We start from the raw sequence: 25,880 nt of genomic DNA, 5'->3' as shown, positions 1-25,880 counted from the left end.
AAGAAAAAGGAAAAACTATGATAGATTTTCGTTCAGATACGGTCACTAAACCAACAAAAGAAATGCGCGATATCATGTACAGTGCACCAGTCGGTGATGATGTTTATGGCGACGATGAAAGTGTTAATAACTTAGAACACTTCGCCATTACCCGTTTTAATTTTGAAGCCGCGCTTTTTTGCAGCTCTGGCACGCAAGCTAATTTGCTTGCGTTAATGGCACATTGTGAACGTGGGGACGAATATATTTGCGGTCAAAATGCCCACAATTATAAATTTGAAGGCGGTGGTGCAGCTGTTTTAGGCTCTATTCAGCCGCAACCGATAGAAAACGACCAAAACGGTTCCATTAACTTCAATAAAATAGCCGCTGCAATTAAACCAGACGATAGTCACTTTGCGAAAACTCGATTATTAAGCCTAGAAAATACCATTGGCGGTAAAGTACTTAGTCTAGAATACCTAGCCCAAGCACGGGACTTTGTTAATGAGCATAATTTAGCGCTGCATTTAGATGGCGCTCGCGCATTTAATGCATCGACTGAGTTAGACGTTGATATTAAACAAATAACCAAACATTTTGATTCTGTGTCTATTTGCCTATCTAAAGGGCTAGGTGCACCGATTGGATCATTATTATTGGGGTCGTCAACGTTAATAAACAAAGCTAGGCGCTGGCGTAAAGTACTCGGTGGTGGCATGCGACAAGCTGGAATGCTCGCTGCTGCAGGGCAATATGCACTTGAAAATAACGTAAACCGCTTAAAAGACGATCATGCTAATGCGCGCTACCTAGCTGAAAGTTTAAATACACTAGAAGGCTTTAACGTAGATATGAGTAATACAACCAATATGGTGTATGCCTCTTATGTAGAGGATTTTAATATTGCAGATATAGCCGAGAAGCTAAAGCAGCAAGGTATATTAATAAGCCCAAGTAAACAACTTAGGCTAGTAACGCATTTAGGGATAACACGAAAAGATATAGACACGTTTATTAACGCGTTATCGGCCCATGTTTAGAGCCGCTTTATAATGTTTGCGGCACACCGATACATAACGATCGTTGCCGCCAATTTCAACTTGATTACCATCAGCAATCGCATCACCATTTTCATCGGTACGTAATACGTGATTGGCTTTGCGCCCACAATGGCACACTGTTTTAAGCTCAATTAATTTATCAGCCCAGGCTAAAAGATATTGCGAACCGACAAATAACTCACCTCTAAAGTCGTTTCGTAAACCGTAGCAAAGCACAGGAATGCCTAACTCATCAACTACATCCGTTAACTGCATTACCTGCTCTTTGGATAAAAACTGACATTCATCGACTAATATACAATGGCGTTTTCTTTCACTATTAAGTGATTGAATTAATTCATATACATCTTTACTTGCATCAAATACATGTGCATCTGCTTGCAAACCTATTCGAGACGAAACCTTACCTACACCTGCTCTATTATCAATAGCAGCAGTGAGGATTACCGGCTCCATTCCTCGCTCTTTATAATTAAAAGCCGATTGTAATAAGGTAGTAGATTTTCCCGCATTCATTGCAGAATAGTAAAAGTATAATTGAGCCATGATGGTGCCAAGTTACAAAAAGTGCGCTTATGCTACCGTAATATGCATTGAATACCAATTTCAAATGCCAAATAAGCTTATGATTTAAAGTATTAGTTTTGAGGTTGCTTGGCAGAATTTAAATAATCAATGTAGATTGGAGCGGTATCAAATTCACTCAACCACTGCCACATTTTATGACTAAGCGTCGGATGATTTTCATAAAATTGATGTGAAAAAACTAAATAACCAAGCGTAAATTCGTATGGGGGAAAAAGTGCTTTTACATCTGTGTCACTATAAGGATAACTAGACACTTTAATTTTATCAACTTGGCAAATATCTATGCTTGAGTCCACAACCCCTTTGTTAAGTAGTTCAAATGCACTTTCTTTAGACACCGTCTCATGAACAAAAAGAGGTTCTTTTTTTAAAACAGCGCTCAAGCCATAACCGCTTGGCACAGCAATCGTAAATGTTTTGGTATTAAACTCATCACGTGATTGCCATTGCGAACGAAATTTATCACGACCTAACAAGCAACTACCAAACTTACTAATAGCAAACTGGGCATTAGGTTTTGCATTTTCATTCATTGGGTAAACGGCTATTCGCTCTCTGCCTTCTCGGAAGCTAGCAATAACTGCATTTACTTTATTTGATTCAAGATCCTTCAAGCACCTTCGCCAAGGTTTTCTTACAAACTCAATATCAACGCCATCAACCGCGTCGTCCAATAGCCGGAGTACGTCTGCTGAAGCTCCGGGCCTTTGAGCTGGGATCTCTTGCCCTGCTCCTAAAAACATCGGCGCAATTTCTTTGTCTTCATAGCAAAAAAGCAACTTTTTAGCAGCGGCGTTTGCGCCATTAATCGGTACGATGCATAAAAAGACAAACATATAAAATAGTGTATTAGCTTGCATGGCTAGATTTAATTCGAGTGTTTTTTATAGTGTAACCTTTATGGTATATGATAAAAAGCTTAAGGCTACTAATTCACAAAACCCCTTCGTGTTTTAGAAGCCAGCGTTTTCTTTCGAGTCCACCAGCGTATCCTGTGAGCGCTGCATTTGCGCCAATAACTCGATGGCAGGGTACGATAATACTAATCGGATTTTTACCGTTAGCAGCCCCCACAGCTCTAACCGCCTTTGGATTATTCAATGCATGAGCAATATCACCATACGTATTAGTTTTACCGTAAGGGACATCTAAAAGTGCGTTCCATACACTTTTTTGAAATTCAGTCCCTTTAGTATCTAAGGGAACATCAAAAATTTTACGTTTTTTATTAAAATACTCATTTAATTGTAGCGCACAGCTCAATATCGGCTCATTAGTTACTTTAGTAAAAGGCACATGTGGGTAGGTTTCAAGCGGATAAAAGCCAACGTAACTCACCCCTTTTTCAGTTGCTTGAATTATTATATTGTCTATAGGACTTGATATATATGTTTGAATAATCATGATAGTTGCTGCCAAAGTTGGAACGTTAAATAGGAACGAAATGGAGTGCACTTTTCACTATTAAATAAATTCGCCGCAGCTTGTGCTTTTTTAATTCCTAAATCACCTTCAAGTAATATATCGGGTTGGCTTTGCCCTCTTAATTTTGCATAGTTCACCGTCCATGGGCCTATTCCTTTTAAATCAAGCCATAAATCTAAGTCGCTATTGCCGGGATTATTGGTGCAAAACAAGGCTAAATTATGTAGCGCATTTTTGCGCGCTTGTGGCATTTTAAAAAAATCAAAGTTGCTTTGTGCTACCTGTTCGGCACTCGGAAAATACACATGGTTTACGTCTTTTTCTCCGAGCTCATCAACTAGTTTAGTGACTAAGCTATGTGCTGCGGCTACGCTTACTTGTTGACCTAGCACAGCCCTAATACCAGCCTCAAACTCTGACCAAATACCTGGCAACCTAAGTCCGTTACACAGTGTGAATGCATTGTTTATGTTTTTATTTAAATGAGTTTCTGTTAAATTAATATCAGCATCTAAGTCTAGAACCCGCCGTATGTTATTTATAACTGTTTGCAAATATTGTGTGTCGTCTATCTCTACCTTTACTTTAAAGTGATGTTTACTTTCGATAAATTCGGCAGTGAAACATCCTTTATAAAGCGTATTTGAAAACGTACGCCCGTAGCTATTTTCCGAAATCCATTCAACAGGTTTAATTAAACGTTTTTCTATAAACGCGCGTAAAGCAAGCCAATTATAAGGAGGCCTAAAAGGAAGGGTTAAGGTAAGTGACGTACTTTGAACTTTGGTATTTTGACGCAGTGCTGATGGTGTCATATTTAATTGTTTGAAAAAAGCATCATTAAATCGCCTTGTACTTTTAAAACCTGCCGCGTATGCAATGTCGGTTAGCGATAAATGCGTTTCTTGTATCAGCTTTTTTGCAAAATCACATTGCTTAAATATACGATATTGCGTAAGCGACAAACCAAAATGTTGTTTAAACAAACGTCTTAAATATCGGCTACTCACTCCTAACCTTTCAGCTAACTTTTCGCAATCATGTTCATCGTATTGGTCAATGAGCTGCTTTGCCCTCAAAGCGGTTGTTTTGACCCCATGCCAAGCCGCACTTCCAGGTGCACTGTCAGGCCTACAACGAATGCAAGGCCTAAAACCGTCTTGCGCTGCATTATGAGCAAACTCATAATAAATAACATTTTTTTCAAGCGCAGTAGGCGCTGGACAAATAGGCCTGCAGTAAATACCCGTACTTTTTACCGCAACATAAAAAAGACCATCAAATCGGTGATCGCGACTTTGACGTGCTTTTTGCCAGTAAGATGAAATCATAAATAGCTCTTTTAATAAGTGACTAGCACAAAGTTTAAATAAATTTTTAACCATTGCTAGCCACAATCGGTACTCAACTATTAGCGAAATTTATTAACTCTTGGCCCGTTAAACGATAAATAACCCATTCAGTTTGTGGTTTTGCACCTATACTGTCATAAAAATCTATAGCAGGCTTATTCCAATCCAACACAACCCACTCAAATCGGCCACAATTATTGCTCAACGCCTTATTGGCTAAATGCTTCATAATAGCTTTACCTGCACCTTTACCACGACTATCTGGACTAACGTATAAGTCTTCAAGATATAACCCATTTTTACCTAACCAAGTCGAATAGTTGTAAAAATAAACCGCAAAGCCAATTGGCTCATCGCCATCTAAACATATAATACTGTGCGCAGTGGCGCCTTCGCTAAATAATGTGTCTAAAATTGCTTGCTCATTTGTTTTTACAGCATCGGGTTCTTTTTCGTATATTGCAAGCTCAGTAATAAAATGTAGGATAGTATTTGCATCGCTAGGTTTAGCATCGCGAATTATAATCGACTGACTCATAGTGTTTTTCCTCTGGTGTGCTTTGCTTTTATTAGATTAAAGTATATTTTTCATAGAATTAATTAAGTATTAAGCATCAATACATTTAAATAGTTAAAGCGTTATTTTGCCCTGTATTAATGGTTTAACTTAATTGCTGTATTTAATTGCTGAAATCTTTTGCTCGTGAGTACAGCTAATTATGTCTATAAAGCCTACCATACATGCTTTAACGGTGTTGTTAGTTCATAACACCTATTTTACATCCCGTCAGAAATACTTAACTATATTAACCTGATAATAATTAAAATTTTATTTAAACTGAAATCAAAAACGCTGTATATAAAGCAAGCAGCAATGTAAACTTAAATAAGAATCAAAACCAATAGTAACACAATGATTTTTATAGAGAAAACCTTGCAATTAAATAGTTTTGTACTACACTGGCTACAATCAAAAAGTTATGGTGACATATCATGAAAGGTAATCAAAAAGTAATCGACGCATTTAATGCACTCCTTGCCAATGAGTTAGCTGCAATCGATCAATATTTTATACACTCGCGCATGTACGACGATTGGGGATTGAATAAACTTTATGAGCGTCTTAATCATGAAATGGAAGAAGAAAAAGACCATGCAGACTGGTTGATCAAACGTATTTTATTTTTAGAAGGTGTACCTAACCTTACTAAGCGTCGTGATTTACTTATCGGTAACGATGTTAAGAGCATGATGCAAAATGATTTAACACTCGAACTAGAAGTTGTGGCCTGCGTGAAAGATGTGATTGCTATCTGTGAAGAGCAGCAAGATTATCAGTCTCGTGCAATACTTCAAAAGCTATTGTTCGACACAGAAGAAGATCACGTTTATTGGTTAGAACAACAACTTGGCTTAATTGAAAAAATTGGCTCAGAAAATTATCACCAATCCCAAATGGGTTAGCAGGGGCTGAATTATGAAAGGCGATTTAGAAGTAATTAAAGCGTTAAACAACGTACTTGCTAACGAGCTTGTTGGCATCAATCAGTACTTTTTACACGCGCGCATGTTTAAAGATTTTGGCTTTAGTAAGCTTGATAAAGCCGATTATAAAGTGTCCATTCAGAAAATGAAAAACGCTGACCGCTTGATTGAACGTATTTTGTTTTTAGAAGGTTTACCAAACCTTCAAGACCTAGGTCGTTTACGTATAGGTGAGAACAGCGAAGAAATGATTGCAGCTAACATGAGCTTCGAACTCGACACTATCGACGAACTTCGCGCTGCCGTTAAACTAGCTGAAAGTAAAAAAGATTACATTAGCCGAGAAGCGCTCGACCATATTTTAAACGAGCAAGAAGAGCAAATGGATTGGTTAGAAACACAGCAGCAGCTTATTGAAAATGTAGGGATCGAAAATTACCTACAATCTCAACTTTAAACAATATTTAGTGACAAAAAAAGCAGCTTAATAAAGCTGCTTTTTTTTATAAATTTTTTAAAATGTAATTAAGCTACTTGATCAGTAATATCTGCAATTTCGATAAGTTTACGATTAAGGATCTTTTTAGTACAACCACAACACTTACCACATTGGCTGCCGACGTTAAGCTCTTTAGTTAATTCACGCATGGTGGTTGCACCATCGTCAATTGTTTGCTCAATTTTTTTATCTGTCACACCGTGACATAGACAAATATACATGAATACAAACCACTCTAATTACTTTTGATGCGACCATCTTAATCTAAATGGTAATAGTTATCAATAGTCATTCGAGCATTATTTGACTTTTATTGTTATTCCCATAACGCCGTTAAAATAACCACCAGCATAAAAGTACTCAATGAACAGCTAAAAGTGTTGCTTAAATCTGCCTGCTACACTGATTCAAACCATATATAAGCACTAAGTTTATTAACTTGTCATTGAAAAAGGACATCGAGTGCGAATTAACACCCTGGGAATTTGTTTTTAAATCAGCAGTGGTATGAAGCTATACGATATTTTTACAATAGCAACCTTTAGTATCTGCGACGAGTAAATCCGAATTAAACCCCGCAACTAAGTTATTAATTGCCGTTTCTACAAATCCACTGCCCTGCGAGCACGCTAGTCCTTCTGATAATGGCCCTGCGTAAACAAACTCGCCATGCTTATCCATAATTATCGCGGCTGGTGTTGCTGGAATAACGTGCTGTAGCTTAGCTGAGTAAGGATGCTGAATGATGTTAAAGCCTTTTTCTTCTGCAAAGCGTTTCAGAGCGGTAATATGTGCTTTAGCCTGCTTTGTGCAACCACAGTTTTGTTCTAAAACAAGAATCAAAGACGCCTCGTGTGTTTGCGTATTCAAGCCTAGTTGGTTTTTAAAACTCAAAAACCAACCATCTTGCAATAAGACTTTGTCACTATCAAACGGTTTTAGCTGATCAGCTTGAAAGTAAACTAAGCCCGATATAACAAACCCTAGCCAAGCTAGAATTATAAGATTTAAACAGCGTGGGCTACTTAAATTTAGCAATTGATTGCTCAAGCACATCAATACTTACGTCAATTAACTGAACTTTGTCAGTGAGTTGCTTAACAATGTTGGAATCTTCGTACTGGTTTTGGCGCATTTGGTCTGTGCTGTTAGCAATCTGCTCTGTATTGCCAGCTTGCTCCGAAACAACTTGTGCAACCGAGCTAGTACTACTCGACACCGCTTTTATTTGTTCACTCATTGCTAAAATATTCTCTTTCATTGCAGTACTTATTTCAGTTAAATCAACAACAAAGCTCACGCACTGAGTCATTGATTGAGTAGATGTTTTACTATTTGTAACAAGGTCTTTAAGCGTCAAGCCTATTTTATCTGTAGTCGCTTTACTGTGATTCGCCAATGATCGTACTTCATCCGCTACAACGGCAAAACCTCTACCGTGCTCGCCAGCCCTAGCTGCTTCAATAGCTGCATTAAGCGCAAGTAAATTTGTTTGCTCGGCAATTCCAGATATCTCGTTTAATAAGCTTGAGATAACATCACCAGCAGCAACGAGTTGATTAATTTGCTCTTCTGTATGATTTAACAAATTTAGTAGTTCTCTACTTTTGCTGTCGGTCTGTAATACGTCATCTAAAGCGCCTTTAGCAGATTCTGTGATGCTATCTACTTGTGTTTTCAACACCTCACTTTCTTGCTCAACTAATTTAAAACCATGCGCAACTTGAGCTCCTGAATTAGCTATATCATCTGTTTGCTGAGTGCGCTGCTGTGCACCATTTGCTAGCCTATCGTGAACATGAATTAATTCACCCGAGTTGGTTTTAAGAGAATACGATTGAGTTTTAACTTGTTTAATAACGTCCGACAAGTAATCGAGTAAGGTGTTAAAACCTACAACAGCTTCACTTTGCGTGTAATCGGCTCTAAGAGATAATTTTATATGCTCAGAGTTTTCCATTATTTGCTCAGTTGCTGAACTAAGTGATGTTCCAGCCCGGCGCTCTCTCTCCAAGGTAATGGCTATATAACCAACAACAAGCACCTCAACTATTGCATATACTGCATGAATAATTACAGTGCTAAATGCGAGTCTATCAGGGTCGAAAACATAAAAACCCGTGTTTTGCGTTTGTAGGTAGTAAAAAGACAGATGATGGACGGCTACAAACAAAATAGCTGTTATAAAAACGCGCCACTGGACAAAAACAATTAATATTGGCATTAATATAAAAATCTCAAAATGTACTTCAATTAAGCCAAACGCTTGCTGTATGTGCAAAAAAGAAAACATCATAATTGCTGCAGCAACTATGTGAGGGGTCACAGGATTGTTTTCTTGGGTTTTTAGTAGCCATATTGGTAATAAACACAACGGCAAACCAACTACAAATGCCTGAGTTAACGTATCAAAATAAAGGCCAAGGCCTATAGATTCAACAAACAAAATAATAAAAATAATTGTTAATAAACGACTAACACTAGACATAAAAACCCTAACTTTTAGTTTTGCGAATAAATTTAACTTAATAAAAAAGCCAAATAATATCGGTATTGTCAATAAATAATTTAAAGCTATAAAAAAGTAAACATTTTATTTACATTTTATACAAGTAGCCTATTTAATTATAGCTAATATTTTCTTAAACGTAGGCGTAGCTGCGGTTTTTGTCCATTGAAATATAATAATTTCCGCACATGAAATTACCGCTCCACCATGCTTTAGTTAATCTATTGCGTCTGTTACTAAAACTACCTCAAATCCACTTTTTAATAAATCGATACACGTTTGCAAAACACATACATGCGCCTCAGTGCCTACCACAACAATAGTTTTTTTGTTGAAACTGGTTAATTTGTCTAAAAAACCAGCCTCTTCACAGGCACTAAAATGAACCTTACTGAAGTACGTAGCCCGCGGTAAAACCGATTTAATTTTTTATTGGTTTCTCCTAATCCATCCACGTATTGCTCTGTAATTAGTGTCAGTACATCGTGCACGTAAGGCGCCTGCCCTAAGTTTAGCGTGTTTTTTAAAAGATTTTGAAAATCACTGATCATAGGGGAAAGTCACTCTTGAATGTCTATTATCAGTAAAAGACTATCTTTAGCTTGTATGTTTGTTAAAAACCATTTAAAACTTCCCTAAAACTCTTAAATAGTAATATACATTAGTTCATTGCATTAAATTTGCATTGACAAAATATGTTTATTTTTTGTAATAACAAAATAAAACTTGTGCTATATTTAACACTTAGCTGAATAATGCATTACCTGTTGTGGAGATCGGTCATCAGTGCCATTTAGTAAACGTTGCCTTTTTATTTTATTTTTCATGTTGTGTATTCCTAATGCATTCTCATCGCAAAATTACGCCCAACAATTACAGCGTCTTTCTACCGATGAAGGACTCTCGCAAAATTATGTTGAAAAAATACAAGAAGATGAGATTGGATACATTTGGATTGCAACACAACAAGGATTAAACAGGTTTGATGGCTATACCGTTAAAACATTCGACGGTGGTTTTGAGCTAGACAAACACTACATCTTTACACTGTTAAAAACAAACGATGGTAAGTTACTTGTTTCCACTGATATAGCTGGTGCATACCTAATAGACCCACAAACTCTTAAAACAAAAAAAATCTACTCTGGCCAGCTAGATAAAGAAACACAAGTTTATTCTCCTGTTTCAGCAATGGCCGGACAGAACGAGCTTTACCATTTAGCTATTGATAACCAAATATTCACCTACAATAAAACCACCGGTGCTTTTACAGAAACAGCGGCTATAACTAATAAAACCTCATATATACGCGCTCTAACACTACATAATAATACACTTTATATTGGCGCCAATGATGGGCTATATGCATTAAACCTTGCTAGTAATCAACTTACCGAAGTACCGCTTCACTCTGCCCAACAAATAACAGTAGACAACATTAATGTAAAGTTCTTACAGGTAGATAAAGAACTTGGTCTTCTAGTTGGTACAGTAGAAGGACTGTATAGATTCGCATTTTTAAATGATAACCACTCACTCAGCTCTAAAATAACAACGCTTATTCCCGACCTCAATATTTGGGATTACATTAGTTCTGATCATGGTGATTTTGTAGCAACCGAAAAAGGGTTGTTTAGTTTCAACCGAACAAACGGCGAAATAGAGCTCACATTAAATTATGAAAATAGTAAATTTAATATAAACGATAACACGATTAGCGATTTAACAATAAGCCAAACCGGAGTGCTTTGGTTATCCTCAAGAAGCCAGGGGGTATTCACATGGCCTATTAAAACTAGGCGGTTTAAAAATATTAATTTGCCCGTCAATAATACAATAAACAAAATTTACGAAGACAACGATAGTATTTTATGGTTTGCCACAAACGATGGCCTAGCTCAATACAACCCTAAGACAAAAACCACGCGTACCTTTTTAAACTCAACTGACTCTAAAGCAGTGTTTGGATCCTCGGCAATTCATGATATTTTTGCTTCTTCCCTTGGGAACAACCAATATTTATGGCTGTCTACATACAATGGGTTTGAATTGTTTGATAAAAACAGTAATCAACTAGTAACAAATTTGAGTAGTAATAACGATTTACTCACTCAACCGACTGTTTTCGGTTTTGCCCAAATTGACTCTCATCACTATGCGTTTGCAAACGACAAAAACTTTTACCTATTTAACGAAATAACGGGTGATATAAGGGTTATTAAAGGACTTAAAAACTTCCTAGACCCTATGTATACCTATGTGCTTCTCCCACCACTTGAAACTCATCCTAATGAACTTTTAATTAGCATGACCAATAGCCTGTTTAGGTATAACGAAGAAACACAAAAATTAACCCTCATATTTCAATCATCAAAAAATAGAGATGACATTTATTACACGGTAGATAATTACTACCTTGACTTGAAAAGAAATGTTTTATGGCTTGCAACTACTCATGAAGGTTTAATTGGCATAGACCCACAAAGCTACGAACAAAAGCATTCTTTAGGCCTTAAAAACTCTTTAAATTCTAATTCAATTTTGTCTTTAGTGCCTGATGAAAAAGGCTATCTGTGGGCAAGCTCTGAAAATGGACTCTACAAGGTAAACCTCGACACGCTTAATGTTACAAGTTTTTCCGTTAAAGATGGTTTAAACACCAATAAATTTACAGACTATGCACAAAAAAAATTGAATAATGGGCAAATAATAATTGGCAGTAATGCAGGCGCCCTACTTTTTAACCCTGCTGATTTCAATACAAAAGAAGCAACTAAAATACATGAATTAGCAATTACAGATGTCAGTTTATTAACAAGGGAATTGACTTTTTCACCCTTTAAATACAGTAATCAACCGCTCAGTCTTAACCATGATGATATGGGGTTAACGGTAAGTTTTTCTGATTTTTCGTATCCAGATACAAATAAAACGTTCTATGATGTGGTTCTTGATGGTCCAACATCACTTACCTATGAAAACTTAAAATCAAATCAGGTGTTTTTTACTAAACTTCGACCAGGTAGCTACTCTCTCACTATCAACGCACATTTTAAAGATGGTGTAATTAAAGCCCAACCAGTTAAGCTGAGTATGAATGTAGCCTATGCCCCTTGGAAGTCACCCTTTGCAATATTTACATATATTTTAGTTATGTTAAGTCTCTTCGCTTTATTTTTCTGGCAATACCGTAATCGCCAAAATGTTATTCAACAAGCGCATACAGACACCATAAACTCAAAAAAGCAAACAGAACTCGCCCTTAGAAACAATAAAAGTGGCGTATGGGATTATCAATTTTTAGACCGCTCAGTAAATACTTTACGTGGCACAGAACTGGGCTACGAAAACCTAGAAGAACGGGTAGCTATAGAGCAGTTTTTTTCTATTATACATCCTGACGATAAGCGCCGCTTTGAAACCAAGTGGCAAAACTATATAAGTAATAAAAGTAAAAATAAAAATTGGCAATTAACATTTCGTCTTCGCCATAAAAATGGTCAGTGGCTATGGTACCAAGATACTGGCCAAATAATTTTTGATACTCAAACAGGCAAACCTTTGTATGTATCAGGTATTTATACCAATATTACAGAGCAGCGTGCCAATGAGGAACAAGCCAAAATACTAGGTGAAGCATTTAGCCAAATAAACGATTGGTTGCTGATTTTAGACGACCAATTAATGCCATTTTCAGCAAATAATAGCTTTATGAGAACGTTCTCAGATACACAAACATCTACAAATATTAGCCCTAAACTATTTGTAAAATCTCTTGGTATAGAAAAGTGTAAAGAATTTGCTAAAACATTAAAGGCATTGCAGCCAACTGAAAACTGGCATATAGATACCTTAATTAAAACAGCTAAAAGCAATACGCATCCCGTGCATATTAATGTGACTGCAGTAGCTAAAAGCACAACAGAAGTAAGCTACTATGTAATTGTTATTTCTGACCTAACAGAGCAAAAAAGAGCTGAAAATGAGCTGCGTTATTTAGCTAACTATGACGCACTTACAAAACTGCCAAACCGTAGTTTAATGTACCAAAACATTGAGGAAGCCATTGAACAAGCCAAAAGATCGAATACACATTGCGCACTCCTGTTTATAGATTTAGATAAGTTTAAACCAGTGAATGACTCTTTTGGTCATGCTGTAGGTGATAAGCTTCTTTGCAATATTACTGAGCGGGTCAGTAATATACTTAACGAAAATGCACAGCTTGGCCGTCAAAGCGGAGATGAGTTTTTAGTTCTTATTAAAAATATAGAATCCCAGGACTCATTAAAAGAAACCGTCAAACTAATTAGTGCTGAATTAGCAAATAAAGTGATGATTGAAGACTTTGCTATTAATATTTCTGCCAGTATAGGCGTTGCTTTGTACCCATTTGATGCAGTAACAACCGACATCTTAATTCGCAACGCCGACGTTGCAATGATGCAAGCAAAACAAAATGGCAGGAACGGTTTTAGCTTCTTTAGCGATGAAATGAACGAACAAATAAAACAAAAGCTAATGCTCGAAAATGATCTAAAAGATGCAGTAAAAGCCGACTTATTACTAAACCACTATCAGCCAATTGTTGATATTGAAGCAAGAACAATAAATGGTGTAGAGTTACTAATGCGCTGGAAAAACAAAGGGCAATTTGTTTCACCTGCGGTGTTTATTCCTATTTCAGAAGAAACCGGTTTAATTGAGCGCTTAACTGAGTTTTCTCTCAAACGCGCACTTATTGAGTTAGCGCCTCTACTGGATGAAAATCCATTATTTTATATTTCCTTAAACCTATCACCAAAACATATATTGAAGGAGAATATAACCGAGCGTCTACAATATATCCTAGCAGACGCGGGTATTCTGCCAAAGCAACTGAGGCTCGAAATTACAGAGAGCATATTACTTGAAGATAAACTGAAAGCTGCTAAGCAATTACAAAAATTAAAAGCAGCAGGATTTAAATTATTGCTTGATGACTTTGGCACAGGGTATTCATCATTAACTTATTTAAGCCAATTCCCAATCAACGTCATAAAGATAGACCAAAGTTTTGTAAATAGTATAGGTGAAGACAATGGAGACGAATCGATCATCAGAACGATACTCTCTTTAGCTGAAAATTTGAACCTATATTGCATTGCTGAAGGAGTCGAAAACCGCCAACAAATGGAGTTTTTATCGAATGAAGGTTGTCATGTACTTCAAGGCTATTACTTTGCAAGACCTATGGATGCAAAAGCACTGAAAGAAGCGCATTGCTTTAATAAGATTATTGAACTCATCTGATAAGATGATTAGTTAACTGGTCAACAGTCAAAATATTAATTAATGAATATGGTGACATTCATGGCTTTCAATTTGTAGTACGCTACTGGTTACTCTAAACCTTTCAGCAAGCAGGTTTTCTACCTTTAAACGGCATGCTTCATCGTGTTTTTCAATAGTACAGTGCTTTTTGAGTACCACATGAGCCCCCACGACTAGGCCATCGTAATTACGTGTTACAGTTACATTATGTACATTATGTACGTGTTCTATGCTTGTGATTTCGCTTTCAATATCTGTTACCTTTGGAAGTTTTGCTTTATTTAAACGCAAACCTTTAATACAACTTATAATTACTTTAACGCCCGTAAACAATACAAACGATGCTATGAGCATACTCGATAAAATATCGATGACCGCAAGACCTGTTAAATATATTAATACACCGGCAATAAAAGTGGACACAGTAGAAATCAAATCAAAAAACGAATGTAAGAACACAGCGTAAACATTAATGCTTGCTTTTCGTCCTTTGTATAATACCCAAGCAGCCGCACCGTGAAACAAAAAGCCTAGCCCCGCAATTACCGACATTAAGTAACTATTTATCTCAAGCTCGTTACCTTCATGCTGATGGATAAACCGCTCCCCACCTTCATATAGAATCACCAAGCTAATGGCGAGATATAAAATACCATTAATAAGCCCCCCCATTAACTCAGCCCGTTGATAGCCATCATTGAAAGTTTTAGCTAAGTGAATAGCAAAACTTGAAGCTATTAAGGCAATAAATAGCGAACTATTATGCACAAACAAGTGTCCTGCATCAGCTAATACAGCAAGCGAATTAGCATAGTATGCGCCAATTACTTGTATGATCATAAATGAGCATGTTATGGCTAGCGCAATGAGTAAGCGCCTTCGAGAAGCTTGGTGTGTTGTAATTTCAGTCATGAAATACTTGGGTTACCTATACTTAAAATGCAAGTAAACCGCTTAAGGCTCACTGAGAAAGGAGTAATGATATACAGTATCAATTATAATGCGTCACTCACATTAACGCACTAAAAAAGTTAGTAATATCAACAAAACTGTACTAAAACTATATTATAAGAATAAAAATCAATCGGATATATCCTATCTTCGATAGAAAATGAGGTAACTTAAGCGTTGAACTCGATAAAAGAAATCTGGAGTACATTAAAGTGTCTCCCTTTTGCTGTTTTAGTGCACGACTCAAAAACACGCTACTACAAAGCGAACGAGTCCGCTTTAAACCTGTTTAATTTAAAGCAGCATTCTGACTTAAATGAAAATCACTTTGATCACATAAAACTAATAAGCCCTTTAAGTAAAAAAACTTTATTATTACAAAACCTTTTTGATGTTTACCTTTTACCTAATGTTCAAAATAAAGTGGTGCTTGAAGTTGATCAAACAGCCTTTTTACTGAACATTAAATTTGCCAATATTACTGAGACCGTTTCAATGATCACCTTTGAAATAGAAAAACAAACAATTGATGAACAATATAATTTTGATGTTGTTATATCGAATATATCAGCCGATCTCATTGATATTCAGAACGATAATATAGATAGCCATATAGATTATGCACTAAAAGCAATTGGCACTGTATGCCATGCAGATCGCAGCTACCTATTTAAATTTAACGACGAAAACACACAAATGAGTAATACACATGAATGGGTAAATAAAGGCATAACGCCTTTTAAGGATTCGTTGCAAAATGTACCTAAAAGCGAACTCCCTTACTTTTTTAAATTAATGAACGACACTTACCTTTTTAAAGTAAATGATGTTACGGATCTACCAGCCTCTGCAGGTGGTGAAAAAAAAGAATTTGAACTACAAAAAATCAAATCAGTACTGTGTATTGGCTTAAGCTACGAAAAAGAGCTTGTTGGTTTTATTGGTTGCGATTGTGTAGCAGTAAAACGTGAATGGACAAACCTTGACTTAATCAGAATAAAATTAGTTGGTGAAATACTAACCAATGCGTTCAAAAATATAAACTATAAAAAAAAATTAGAACTTACTCAGCAGCAACTTATCACAGCCAATCAAAAATTAAGTGAGCTGGTAAATACAGACGGCTTGACTAACATAGCTAATCGTCGATGCTTTGATCAAACTATAGATGACGAAATACAACGATGCGTTCGTTACCAACAACCCATCAGTTTACTTATTTGCGACATCGACTTCTTTAAAAAATACAACGATAGTTATGGTCATCAAAAAGGGGATGAGGCATTAAAACAAGTTGCAGAAACACTCCAAAATTTATGTAAGCGCCCTGGCGACTTAGCAGCTCGATATGGTGGTGAAGAATTTGCACTTATTTTACCCTGTACCAATACGGATAATGCATATTGTTTTTCCACTCTAATTCAAAAAGAAATAGCCAAGTTGGGCATAGAGCATAAATATTCTGAAGTAAGTGACATACTTACTTTAAGCATTGGTTTTTATAGCCTAATTCCTAATACAAAAACGATAGCTGAAGATATTATTGCAAAAGCAGATGCTGCTCTTTATAACGCGAAAGAAACTGGTCGAAATAAAATTTCAGAGAGCCCCCCTCGATAATATGTACTTCTTAAGTAGCCACTTTTTGTAGGTAATTACATTGAAAAGTGGTAGTCTTTATTAGTTCAAAATTAAAACAACACACCATTTTATGATTAATTATTATAAGGAATATTTAAATGGATCCAGTGTCACAAATCCTCAATATCGTATTTACTGTTGAGGCATTCTTACTCATATTTGTTATTGTGCTTCTAAAAAGCAGTGTTAAATTTGTACCTCAAAATAGAGCTTGGCTAATTGAACGGTTTGGTAAATACCAATCAACCAAAGAAGCCGGCCTTAACTTTATTATCCCTTTTATTGATAGAATATCTGCCGACCGCAGTTTAAAAGAACAGGCGCAAGATGTGCCATCACAATCAGCTATAACAAAAGATAACATCTCGTTAATTGTAGACGGCGTATTATACTTTCGGGTATTAGACCCGTACAAAGCTACCTATGGTGTTGACGATTATACATTTGCAGTTGTTCAGCTTTCGCAAACAACAATGCGCTCAGAGCTCGGTAAAATGGAGCTAGATAAAACCTTTGAAGAGCGTGACCTACTAAATACAAATATAGTAGCTGCAATAAACCAGGCATCTGAGCCATGGGGTATTCAAGTGCTGCGTTACGAAATTAAAGATATTGTGCCACCGAACTCGATTATGGAAGCTATGGAAGCACAAATGAAGGCTGAGCGTGTAAAACGTGCTCAAATTTTAGAGTCTGAAGGTGACCGTCAAGCAAACATAAATGTCGCTGAAGGTAAAAAGCAAGCACAAGTACTTGCTGCAGAAGCAGATAAAGCTGAGCAAATTTTACGTGCAGAAGGTGAAGCTACCGCAATTACAACCGTCGCAGAAGCGCAAGCCAATGCACTATTAAAAGTCGGTGAAGCAGCTGACACAGAGCAAGGACAAAAAGCAATTCAACTTGATTTAGCTACCAAAGCCATTTCGGCTAAAGAAGCCATTGCACGTGAATCATCTGTTGTTCTACTCCCTGACAACGCAACAGATGCAAGCTCAATGGTTGCGCAAGGCATGGCAATCATAAATAGTTTAAATAAGCAAAACAAAGGTTAACGCCTAAAGAGGTTTGTATGGATTTTATTCTGCAAAATTTACCACAAGCGCTTATGGTGCTTGGTATAATTGCCTTGATAATAGAAGTAGCCGTGCTGGGTCTCTCTACTATTATTCTATTATTTTTTGGCTTATCATTACTGATAACTGGTTTTTCAATGAGCATAGGTATACTGCCTGACTCATTAACAACTGCACTATGGAGTAACACAGTGGTAACGGCAATTTTAGCCATTGGTCTGTGGAAACCTCTAAAAAAAATGCAAAACCGTGTGGACACAAAGCCCGTAACAAACGATTTTGCAGAGCTTACGTTTACCCTAGATGGCGACGTTACCGATCAAGGGTTAACTACGTATAATTATTCAGGTATTAGCTGGAAATTAAAAAGTGAGCAAGCAATTTCTGCAGGCACTCGAGTATACGTTATGAAAAAAGATGTTGGCGTTATGTGGGTCAAACCAGTCTCCTAGTAACCTGTAAGCAAATTATAAAATAACGGGTGGCTCTAGTTGTCCGTTTTTTATCCCGCTAATTTGAAGTGTCGTCCCTTGTATATTTTGTAAGTCATTATTAGAATCGCACAATGCTGAAGTGACAAATAGCAACTCACCTTGTTTGCCGCCAAATACTGTACATGTAGGATTGAGGTTATTTACTTTTATTGTATGAATTACTTCTGCATCAGGCGATAAACACATAATACAGCCCATTCCCCATACCGCTAACCACAAGTTACCAATACTATCAACAACGCAACCATCGGGATCTACATCACTGTTATTAAATTGATAGAATACCTTTGCCGTACCAACAACTTCACCTGTATTAACATCAAGGTCAAGAACGTAAATACAGCTTGTAAAAGAGTCACAGTAGTAACCACGAGAGCGAGCTTTATCAAAACACAAACCATTAGGAATGGTTAAATCAGTAACAATGCAATCAAGCTTTTTATTGTAATAGCGGTATATCTTGCCTTGCCCTTTTTCGGCAGACTTATCCATTGTACTTAACCAAAAGCCCCCCCAGGGATCAGCACGCCCATCGTTTGAGCGCCTATTCGTGTCGCCACTTTCAAGTTCCGTAATTAACTGAAGTATTTTACGCTTTATATGATAACGATAAATTCCAGATTCAGTTCCTAAAATTAAATGTTCTGCATCATGCCAAGCTATAGCTGTCACTATAAAAGGCATTTCAACCGAGTAAAAATTTACTGATTTATCAAGTGAGCGACAAAACAACAGTTTTTTATTGATATCAACCCAAAAGAGTGTTGCCAACATTGGGTGCCATAGCGGACTTTCACCAAGCTGATTTTGCGTATTATTAAATAAGGTGATTTTAAAATTGCTCATTATAGAGTTTATTTACCTTTGAGGAGCAAACTATGGCCTTGGTACAATTAATCGCAGTACAAGGCTCTTAAATTAACGGGCTCGATAGCAACAACGGCTAAATTATACTAAATTACGTTCGCGATATAATAACTATAAATATGTCAATTTATGCAAAAATAATGACGCGTATTATCCATCTTAATGTTGCAAAATTAGTGACCCTTTTAAAGGTTTATTATTAACATAAGCTTAAAGCCTAACATTAACAAAAAATATAAGTCAGTGCGATGTAATTACAGCCATAAAATTACTAAAAATATCATGTCGATTAATTAATATATTAACTAACAACATATTTATTAAATTAAACGTCTGATTTATTGCTCACTTATTATTGAATTAACCTTTAATATGAATGCAACTTATTGATAATATGTGTTTTATAACTCGCTCTCACTAGCCTTAGTTGATAACATAAAGTCAGATTAAAAGGAGTTAAAATTATGGCTAAAAATATAAAACATGCACTTGTAGTCGAAGGTGGCGCAATGCGCGGTATATTTGCTGCAGGCGTCCTTGATGAATTTTTATCGCATAATCATCAGCCCTTTGATTGTTACTTTGGCGTTTCTGCAGGAGCAACTAATATAGCCGCATTCTTATGTAAGCAACCTATGCGAAACTACAAAGTGATAACTGATTATTCATGTAGGCCGGAGTTTATTAATCTGGCTCGGTTTTTAAAAGGTGGTCACTTATTTGACCTTGATTGGTTATGGGAAGAAACTATTCGTGAAATTCGTCTACAAACCGAAATATTTGAGCACAACCCACAACCGTTTTATATTGTTGCTACCGCTATAGATTCAGGTAAAGCCTATTATTTAGAAGCAACAAACGACAATATGGTTGAGCAATTAAAAGCATCCTGCGCAATTCCTATTGCATATCGTGGGTACCCGATTATAAATAACACACCTATGACGGATGGTGGAGTTGCAGACTCTATTCCTGTTATCAAGGCGTATGAAATGGGGGCGCGCGAAATAACGGTTATCTTGTCACGTTCACGAGGGTACAAGAAAAAAGCGACAAAAATTCCTTGGCTCACTAAACAAATTTACAGGGGCTATCCTGCACTCATAAATGCAGCATTAAATAGAGCTGACGTATATAATAAAAGTATCGATTTTATAGAAAACCCACCCAGCGATTGTATCGTTAATATTATTGCACCACCAAAGCACTTTAAAGTGGGCAGAACCACCAAATCGTTTAATACTTTAAATAACGGATACCAAATGGGCATAGCTGAGGCACGTTCATACTTGCAAGCAGTCTAAAATAAACAATTAAAGAAAATACTTTAACCGCCGATATTAATTTAGTTAGGAGAAGTTTATGAGTGAAAAAATGAATGAAGATGCCCTTCACGCTCTTAAAATAGCATTTACGTATATGCCAAAAGCTATTGAAGTAACTAAATACGAATACGGTGAACGTTATCAATCAGTACTGAGTCATATTGAAACTGTAAGAGAAACACTGCTGATAAACGATGTTGATCCCGAAGAAGTTGATGGAGATATCAACCCAGAGTACACACCTAACTCAACTTATTAAATAAGCACTAAATAACTAATATTCTTAAATTACGTTTTATTTAAAAAGCGTCTTTATATTATTTAGTTAGTGAGTAATAAATCGACACTGTTTCAATTTTGTTCTATCTGTATATGCTGCTAGTTAAAATTGGATTTGAAAAATAATTTCTAAAGGATCTTTTTCTATTGAATTTTCTTAGGCAATTTCACGACATAGTCTCTGATCAAAATTTGGCTTTTGATGATAAAACGCAAAAATTATTAAATTTTGGGCTTAAAATCTTTGACCTCGATTTAGCTATCATCAGTGAAGTAGAAGAGCGTATTTACACCGTTTTATACGCAGTGACCCCAGACAACGGACTTGCTATCGGCACGCAATTTAATTTAGATGATACTTACTGCGTTCATACACTTAATGCAGGCTCTGCACTTGCGTTTCATAATGTATCTCAAAGCGAAATAGCCGATCACCCATGCTTTGCTAATTTTCAACTAGAGTCTTACATTGGTGCTCCAATTAAAGTTGGAAATGAGGTTTTTGGAACTGTTAACTTTTCATCAGCCAGTCAATCTCCGGTATTCACCGATCAAGCCTATGACTATATAGAATTATTTGCACAATGGTTAGGTGCGGAATTTGCCAGAAGCCAAACAAAAGATCGCCTAATAAAAAACAGCAATAGCCTTTTAAAACTCGAAAGCGTTGCAAACATTGGCACGTGGGAAGTTGATGTTGTTCACAATAAAATTTTTTGGAGCAAACAAACTAAGCTTATTCATGAAGTTGATGAAAACTATCAACCAATGATGGAAACAGCAATAAACTTCTACAAAGAAGGACCTAGCCGAGAAAAAATTACCAGAGCAGTAGAATTAGCTGTTGGCAAAGGCGAAAAGTGGAATTTAGAATTAGAAATTGTTACCGCAAATAATAACAACATCTGGGTTTCTACATTCGGTGAAGCTGAATTTGAAGGCGACACCTGCGTAAGGCTGTTTGGTACATTTCAAGATATTACTGAATCGATGAAACTACGCGAAGAGCTTGAAAGTAAAAAAGCAGAAGCTGAACGCTTACTTTTTGATAGAAGCATGCTTTTTGCAAAAATAAGCCATGAACTCAGAACACCGCTTAATGGTATCACAGGCATGCTCACCAATTTGATAGATGAGCATGACCCAGAAAAAAGAACAGAAAAAATTAAAGTTGCGCTTCGAAGCTCAGACACATTATTAAGTATCATTAATGAAGTTCTTGATTTTTCAAAAATTAATCATGGTGAGCTTAAGCTTGAGCCAAATAATGTTTTATTAAAAACTGTTTTTACTGACCTTGTTTCACTTTACACCCCGTTATTTACTGATAAGCGTGTTGCACTTGAAGTAAAAAATGAAATTACTGACGATTACTGGGCCTATTGCGATAACACACGCTTAAGCCAAATAACCTCCAATTTACTCAGTAATGCATTAAAATTTACAGAACAAGGTAGTGTAAAGCTGGACACATTTTTAACCAATAATGACGGCGCTTCATCACTCACTATTACCGTGACTGATTCAGGCAGAGGGATGACGCCTGAATTTCTTAAATCGCTATTTTCGCCATTTACGCAAGAAGTCGATGCTAAAAATACAAAAGGTGGCACCGGCCTGGGCCTAGCAATTGTAAAAGAACTTGTGCAGTACATGGGTGGAAAAATTGAAGTTACTAGCGAAATAAATAAAGGTTCTACATTTTCAGTTTATGTCCCAATAACCCAAGGTGAAGAACAAATAGTTGAGGATAAACCCCTCGCTAACATTAATATTAATACAAGTGAGTTATCTGTACTTGTTGTTGATGACAACGACATAAATAGATTAGTGCTTAACGCATCCTTAAATAAGCTTGATATAAATCCCGACTTTGCTGTGGACGGGCAAGACGCTGTTTTAAAATGTAAGCAAAAGCGTTATGACCTTATTTTTATGGATTGTATCATGCCTATATTAGACGGCTTTGAGGCAACTAAGCAGCTAAGAGAGCAAAATATTTGTCCTGCTCATGAAACCTATATTGTTGCTTTAACTGCTAATACATCGTCTCAAGACAAGCTTGCGTGTAAACAAGCCGGGATGGATTTATTTTTATCAAAGCCATTTAAAATGTATTCGTTAGAATCAGCCATAGCAGCAGCAATAAAAACTGTAAAACCAGAATTACATTAAATGTACCTGAGAATAAGTTAAAGGAAATAACAATGAAATTAATAGTTAGAACCATTTTAATCTTTATTTTAGCCTTATCACTTTATGCTGGATATTCGTCACAGGATTGGCATTCAGTCATAGTAATTTTAATCGTTAGTAGCTTTTTATTACTACTTACCTTTTTCAATACAAGCTCAAAAAAAGGTGTAACCACTTACAACAGTGGTTCTAGCTACTCTGATCATAGTTGCAGTGGCTCAGTTTCTGGTTGTGGTGGCGATTAGCCTATTTTTTAAAAAGTTATTCGCATCATAAAAAAGCCGCCTTTGGAGAGGGCGGCTTGGGTTAACAAACAGCGTTGGGTGTACCTTGCTGTTATATCAAGAGAGGGTTTTGCGGATTAAGCGGCTGTTTTGTCTTCATCGCCTTCTTCGCTGTGGCGAATTAAATAATCAAAAGCACCTAAACTTGCTGTTGCACCGCTGCCCATGGCGATAATAATTTGCTTAAATGGGGTGTTTGTTGCATCACCAGCGCCATAAACACCTGGTAATGAAGTAGCACCTTTTGCATCAACTAATATTTCACCAAATTTACTTAACTCTAAGTCACTAGTTTTTAACCACTCAGTGTTAGGAATTAAACCTATTTGTACGAAAATACCCGCTAAAGTAAGCGCCTTACTATTACCTGTTACTCGGTCAGTGTAAGTAAGTCCTGTCACCTTTTTACCGTCACCAAGTACTTCTGTAGTTTGGGCATTTTTAATAATAGTAATATTGTTTAAGCTGTTTGCTTTACGAATCAGTACTTCATCTGCGCGTAGTGTATCTGCAAACTCAAGCACTGTTACATGCTCAACAATGTTTGCCAAATCGATTGCGGCTTCAATACCAGAGTTACCACCACCAATTACAGCTACAGGCTTACCTTTAAACAAAGGCCCATCACAATGCGGACAGTATGCTACACCATGTCCGCGGTACGCTTGCTCACCGGGTACGTTCATTTCTCGCCAGCGTGCACCGGTTGCTAAAACAAGCGATTTAGCTTTTAAAGTAGCCCCATTTTCTAACGTAATTTCGTATTTGTTATTAACTCGTTCGAGCGCTGCTGCGCGTTGGTTGTGCATTACGTCAACATCGTAATCTTTCACATGCTCTTCAAGCTGTGCAACAAGCTTAGGACCTTCAGTGGCTTTAACTGAGATAAAGTTTTCAATACCCAATGTATCTGCAACTTGTCCGCCAAATCGCTCTGCAACAATACCTGTATTTAACCCTTTACGTGCAGAATAAATAGCAGCTGATGCACCGGCAGGTCCGCCACCTACGACTAATACGTCAAATTCATCTTTTTCGCTAAGTGCCGCAGCTTGGCGTGCTGCACCTTTACTATCTACTTTGTTTAATATGTCAGTTAGGCTTACTGCACCTTGGCTAAATGGTTCGCCATTTAAGTAAACAGCTGGTACTGCTAAAATGTTGCGCTCTTCTACTTCTTCTTGAAATAGTGCGCCGTCAATCATTGTTGCTTTAATCTTGCTATTCGTCGCGGCCATTGTATTTAGCGCCTGCACTACTTGTGGGCATGTTTGGCAGCTCAAGCTAATGTAAATTTCAAAATTAAGCTCTTGATCAAGTGATTGTATTTGTTCAATGTCTTCGCTTTTTGCTTTACTTGCGTGTCCGCCAGTATGTAAAAGCGCCAACACTAAACTTGTAAATTCGTGTCCCATCGGTACGCCTGCAAACGTAATGTGGGTATTTTTAACTGGTGAATGTACAATCATAGACGGGCGACGTGCGCTTGTATCTGGGTTGTTAATTACCGTAAACTTATCGCTTAGTGATGCTAAATCGTTTGCTAAGCTTTCAACTTCTGCTGATTTTTTGCTGTCATCCAAGGCAATAAGCAGCTCAACGGGTTGAGTAAGCGATTCAAAATGGCTCTTTAATTGATTTTTAATGTTGTTATCTAACATGGCTTAACCCTTTTTAGGAAAATTTAAACAGCAAGCCTCCCATGCCAATAAAACGCATGTGCTTAATTATCAAATTGAGATAGGAGGCACCAATAAACGAATATTTATTGGTTTAAGGGCAGTTGTCTGCCCTTACAGTAGGGATAAATCTATATTTAGATTTTACCAACTAGGTCTAGTGAAGGAGCAAGTGTGTCTTCACCTGGCTGCCAAGATGCAGGGCAAACTTCACCGTCGTGAGTTGCAATGTATTGTGCAGCTTGTACTTTACGTACTAACTCTTTAGCGCTACGGCCAATACCTAAATCGTGAGTTTCGATTACTTTGATTTCGCCCTCTGGGTTCATTACAAACGTACCACGAAGTGCTAGGCCTTCTTCTTCAATCATTACACCGAAGCTGCGAGTAATACGGCCAGTTGGGTCGCCAATCATTGGGTAAGTAATTTTACCGATTGTGTCTGACGTATCGTGCCATGCTTTATGAGTGAAATGAGTATCAGTTGATACTGAGTAAACTTCCACGCCCATTTCTTGTAGCTGTGCGTAGTGATCTGCAAGGTCGCCTAGCTCTGTAGGACATACAAATGTGAAATCGGCAGGGTAAAAGAAGAAGATTGACCACTTACCAAGTACATCTTTTTCAGATACTTCTACAAAATCTCCATTGTGGTATGCAGTTGCGTTGAAAGGTTGGATTTTTGTGTTGATTAATGAAGTGCTCATAGTATTCCTCATTTATATTTAATGTATTTGTTTAATTTACCAAGCAAAGGAGAGTTGTTGGCTAACCTTGCTGGCTTGATTAATACAATAAGCCCATTAATTAACAAAATAAAATTGATTGTTTAGATTAAAGTAATCGATTTTTAAGATTAAACTAAATTATAGATAGA

General features: G+C 36.8%; 23 protein-coding genes and 1 pseudogene. 11 read left to right on the top strand and 13 right to left on the bottom strand.

Annotation, left to right across the window (positions count from 1 at the left end):
- Positions 1 to 17: 17 nt before the first annotated feature.
- A complete protein-coding gene (gene ltaE, locus ACFI34_RS06005; RefSeq protein ID WP_462672790.1) occupies positions 18 to 1,022 on the top strand; it encodes a low-specificity L-threonine aldolase in 1,005 nt (334 codons plus the stop codon).
- On the opposite strand, the gene ACFI34_RS06000 is transcribed toward ltaE, so the two are convergent.
- The 5 genes from ACFI34_RS06000 to ACFI34_RS05980 form a co-directional block, all read right to left on the bottom strand.
- Positions 1,005 to 1,589 carry a thymidine kinase gene (locus ACFI34_RS06000; RefSeq protein ID WP_058404633.1) on the bottom strand — a complete coding sequence of 195 codons (585 nt, stop codon included), beginning with the start codon at positions 1,587 to 1,589 and terminating at the stop codon, positions 1,005 to 1,007. The genes ltaE and ACFI34_RS06000 overlap by 18 nt on opposite strands.
- A gap of 92 nt (positions 1,590 to 1,681) precedes the next feature.
- Positions 1,682 to 2,491 (bottom strand): amino acid ABC transporter substrate-binding protein, encoded by an 810-nt coding sequence (locus tag ACFI34_RS05995; RefSeq protein ID WP_462672789.1) that lies wholly within the window; start codon positions 2,489 to 2,491, stop codon positions 1,682 to 1,684.
- 73 nt (positions 2,492 to 2,564) lie between these two features.
- The gene (locus tag ACFI34_RS05990) at positions 2,565 to 3,035 is read right to left on the bottom strand and encodes a methylated-DNA--[protein]-cysteine S-methyltransferase (RefSeq protein WP_462672788.1); all 471 of its coding nucleotides are present in this window, start codon (positions 3,033 to 3,035) and stop codon (positions 2,565 to 2,567) included.
- Positions 3,032 to 4,387: a DNA-3-methyladenine glycosylase 2 family protein gene (locus tag ACFI34_RS05985; protein ID WP_462672787.1), complete on the bottom strand. Its 1,356-nt coding sequence runs from the start codon at positions 4,385 to 4,387 to the stop codon at positions 3,032 to 3,034. Before ACFI34_RS05985 ends, ACFI34_RS05990 begins: the two co-directional genes overlap by 4 nt.
- A 73-nt stretch (positions 4,388 to 4,460) precedes the next feature.
- A complete protein-coding gene (locus ACFI34_RS05980; protein ID WP_462672786.1) occupies positions 4,461 to 4,946 on the bottom strand; it encodes an N-acetyltransferase family protein in 486 nt (161 codons plus the stop codon).
- 455 nt (positions 4,947 to 5,401) lie between these two features.
- Between ACFI34_RS05980 and bfr (ACFI34_RS05975) the strand changes: the two genes are divergently transcribed.
- A complete protein-coding gene (gene bfr / locus ACFI34_RS05975) occupies positions 5,402 to 5,872 on the top strand; it encodes a bacterioferritin (protein WP_006791631.1) in 471 nt (156 codons plus the stop codon).
- A 13-nt stretch (positions 5,873 to 5,885) separates the two neighbouring features.
- The gene (bfr, locus tag ACFI34_RS05970) at positions 5,886 to 6,350 is read left to right on the top strand and encodes a bacterioferritin (protein WP_058404609.1); all 465 of its coding nucleotides are present in this window, start codon (positions 5,886 to 5,888) and stop codon (positions 6,348 to 6,350) included.
- A gap of 68 nt (positions 6,351 to 6,418) precedes the next feature.
- Here the strand turns inward: bfr (ACFI34_RS05970) and ACFI34_RS05965 are convergent, their stop codons facing one another.
- From ACFI34_RS05965 to ACFI34_RS05950, 4 genes and pseudogenes are all read right to left on the bottom strand, one after another.
- Positions 6,419 to 6,613, bottom strand: coding sequence for a (2Fe-2S)-binding protein (locus ACFI34_RS05965; RefSeq protein WP_462672785.1), 195 nt, complete (start codon positions 6,611 to 6,613; stop codon positions 6,419 to 6,421).
- A 292-nt stretch (positions 6,614 to 6,905) separates the two neighbouring features.
- Positions 6,906 to 7,448, bottom strand: coding sequence for a DUF6436 domain-containing protein (locus ACFI34_RS05960; protein ID WP_462672784.1), 543 nt, complete (start codon positions 7,446 to 7,448; stop codon positions 6,906 to 6,908).
- Positions 7,414 to 8,880, bottom strand: a complete 1,467-nt coding sequence (locus ACFI34_RS05955) for a methyl-accepting chemotaxis protein (protein WP_462672783.1) — start codon at positions 8,878 to 8,880, stop codon at positions 7,414 to 7,416. The genes ACFI34_RS05960 and ACFI34_RS05955 overlap by 35 nt, the downstream gene beginning before the upstream one ends.
- 129 nt (positions 8,881 to 9,009) lie before the next feature.
- Positions 9,010 to 9,509, bottom strand: a pseudogene (locus ACFI34_RS05950) (isochorismatase family protein).
- Positions 9,510 to 9,726: 217 nt separating this feature from the next.
- On the opposite strand from ACFI34_RS05950, the gene ACFI34_RS05945 reads away from it, so the two are divergent.
- Entirely contained in the window at positions 9,727 to 14,193 is a 4,467-nt protein-coding gene (locus ACFI34_RS05945; RefSeq protein WP_462672875.1) for an EAL domain-containing protein, read from the top strand.
- Between the two features lie 39 nt (positions 14,194 to 14,232).
- On the opposite strand, the gene ACFI34_RS05940 is transcribed toward ACFI34_RS05945, so the two are convergent.
- Positions 14,233 to 15,126, bottom strand: a complete 894-nt coding sequence (locus ACFI34_RS05940) for a cation diffusion facilitator family transporter (RefSeq protein ID WP_462672782.1) — start codon at positions 15,124 to 15,126, stop codon at positions 14,233 to 14,235.
- Between the two features lie 273 nt (positions 15,127 to 15,399).
- On the opposite strand from ACFI34_RS05940, the gene ACFI34_RS05935 reads away from it, so the two are divergent.
- The 3 genes from ACFI34_RS05935 to ACFI34_RS05925 all read left to right on the top strand — a co-directional run bounded on the left by ACFI34_RS05935 (position 15,400) and on the right by ACFI34_RS05925 (position 18,331).
- The gene (locus ACFI34_RS05935; protein ID WP_462672781.1) at positions 15,400 to 16,785 is read left to right on the top strand and encodes a sensor domain-containing diguanylate cyclase; all 1,386 of its coding nucleotides are present in this window, start codon (positions 15,400 to 15,402) and stop codon (positions 16,783 to 16,785) included.
- A gap of 119 nt (positions 16,786 to 16,904) precedes the next feature.
- Positions 16,905 to 17,858 carry an SPFH domain-containing protein gene (locus tag ACFI34_RS05930; RefSeq protein WP_462672780.1) on the top strand — a complete coding sequence of 318 codons (954 nt, stop codon included), beginning with the start codon at positions 16,905 to 16,907 and terminating at the stop codon, positions 17,856 to 17,858.
- Between the two features lie 17 nt (positions 17,859 to 17,875).
- Positions 17,876 to 18,331 (top strand): NfeD family protein, encoded by a 456-nt coding sequence (locus ACFI34_RS05925; RefSeq protein ID WP_462672779.1) that lies wholly within the window; start codon positions 17,876 to 17,878, stop codon positions 18,329 to 18,331.
- 15 nt (positions 18,332 to 18,346) lie between these two features.
- Here the strand turns inward: ACFI34_RS05925 and ACFI34_RS05920 are convergent, their stop codons facing one another.
- Positions 18,347 to 19,219 (bottom strand): SMP-30/gluconolactonase/LRE family protein, encoded by an 873-nt coding sequence (locus ACFI34_RS05920; RefSeq protein WP_462672778.1) that lies wholly within the window; start codon positions 19,217 to 19,219, stop codon positions 18,347 to 18,349.
- A gap of 485 nt (positions 19,220 to 19,704) precedes the next feature.
- Here ACFI34_RS05920 and ACFI34_RS05915 point away from each other — a divergent pair, with 485 nt between their 5' ends.
- The 4 genes from ACFI34_RS05915 (at position 19,705) to ACFI34_RS05900 (ending at position 23,285) form a co-directional block, all read left to right on the top strand.
- Complete coding sequence (locus tag ACFI34_RS05915) at positions 19,705 to 20,544, top strand: patatin-like phospholipase family protein (RefSeq protein ID WP_462672777.1); 840 nt, start codon at positions 19,705 to 19,707, stop codon at positions 20,542 to 20,544.
- 58 nt (positions 20,545 to 20,602) lie between these two features.
- Positions 20,603 to 20,824 (top strand): penicillin-binding protein, encoded by a 222-nt coding sequence (locus ACFI34_RS05910; RefSeq protein ID WP_462672776.1) that lies wholly within the window; start codon positions 20,603 to 20,605, stop codon positions 20,822 to 20,824.
- A 167-nt stretch (positions 20,825 to 20,991) separates the two neighbouring features.
- Complete coding sequence (locus ACFI34_RS05905) at positions 20,992 to 23,019, top strand: hybrid sensor histidine kinase/response regulator (RefSeq protein WP_462672775.1); 2,028 nt, start codon at positions 20,992 to 20,994, stop codon at positions 23,017 to 23,019.
- Between the two features lie 32 nt (positions 23,020 to 23,051).
- Complete coding sequence (locus tag ACFI34_RS05900; protein ID WP_462672774.1) at positions 23,052 to 23,285, top strand: hypothetical protein; 234 nt, start codon at positions 23,052 to 23,054, stop codon at positions 23,283 to 23,285.
- Between the two features lie 116 nt (positions 23,286 to 23,401).
- Here the strand turns inward: ACFI34_RS05900 and ahpF are convergent, their stop codons facing one another.
- Positions 23,402 to 24,985 carry an alkyl hydroperoxide reductase subunit F gene (gene ahpF / locus ACFI34_RS05895; RefSeq protein ID WP_462672773.1) on the bottom strand — a complete coding sequence of 528 codons (1,584 nt, stop codon included), beginning with the start codon at positions 24,983 to 24,985 and terminating at the stop codon, positions 23,402 to 23,404.
- Between the two features lie 155 nt (positions 24,986 to 25,140).
- Entirely contained in the window at positions 25,141 to 25,710 is a 570-nt protein-coding gene (ahpC, locus tag ACFI34_RS05890) for an alkyl hydroperoxide reductase subunit C (protein WP_087533406.1), read from the bottom strand.
- Positions 25,711 to 25,880 lie beyond the last annotated feature (170 nt).

It is taken from the genome of Pseudoalteromonas sp. PSi26, assembly GCF_054960575.1.
This window is presented reverse-complemented; position numbering and strand designations above follow the sequence as displayed.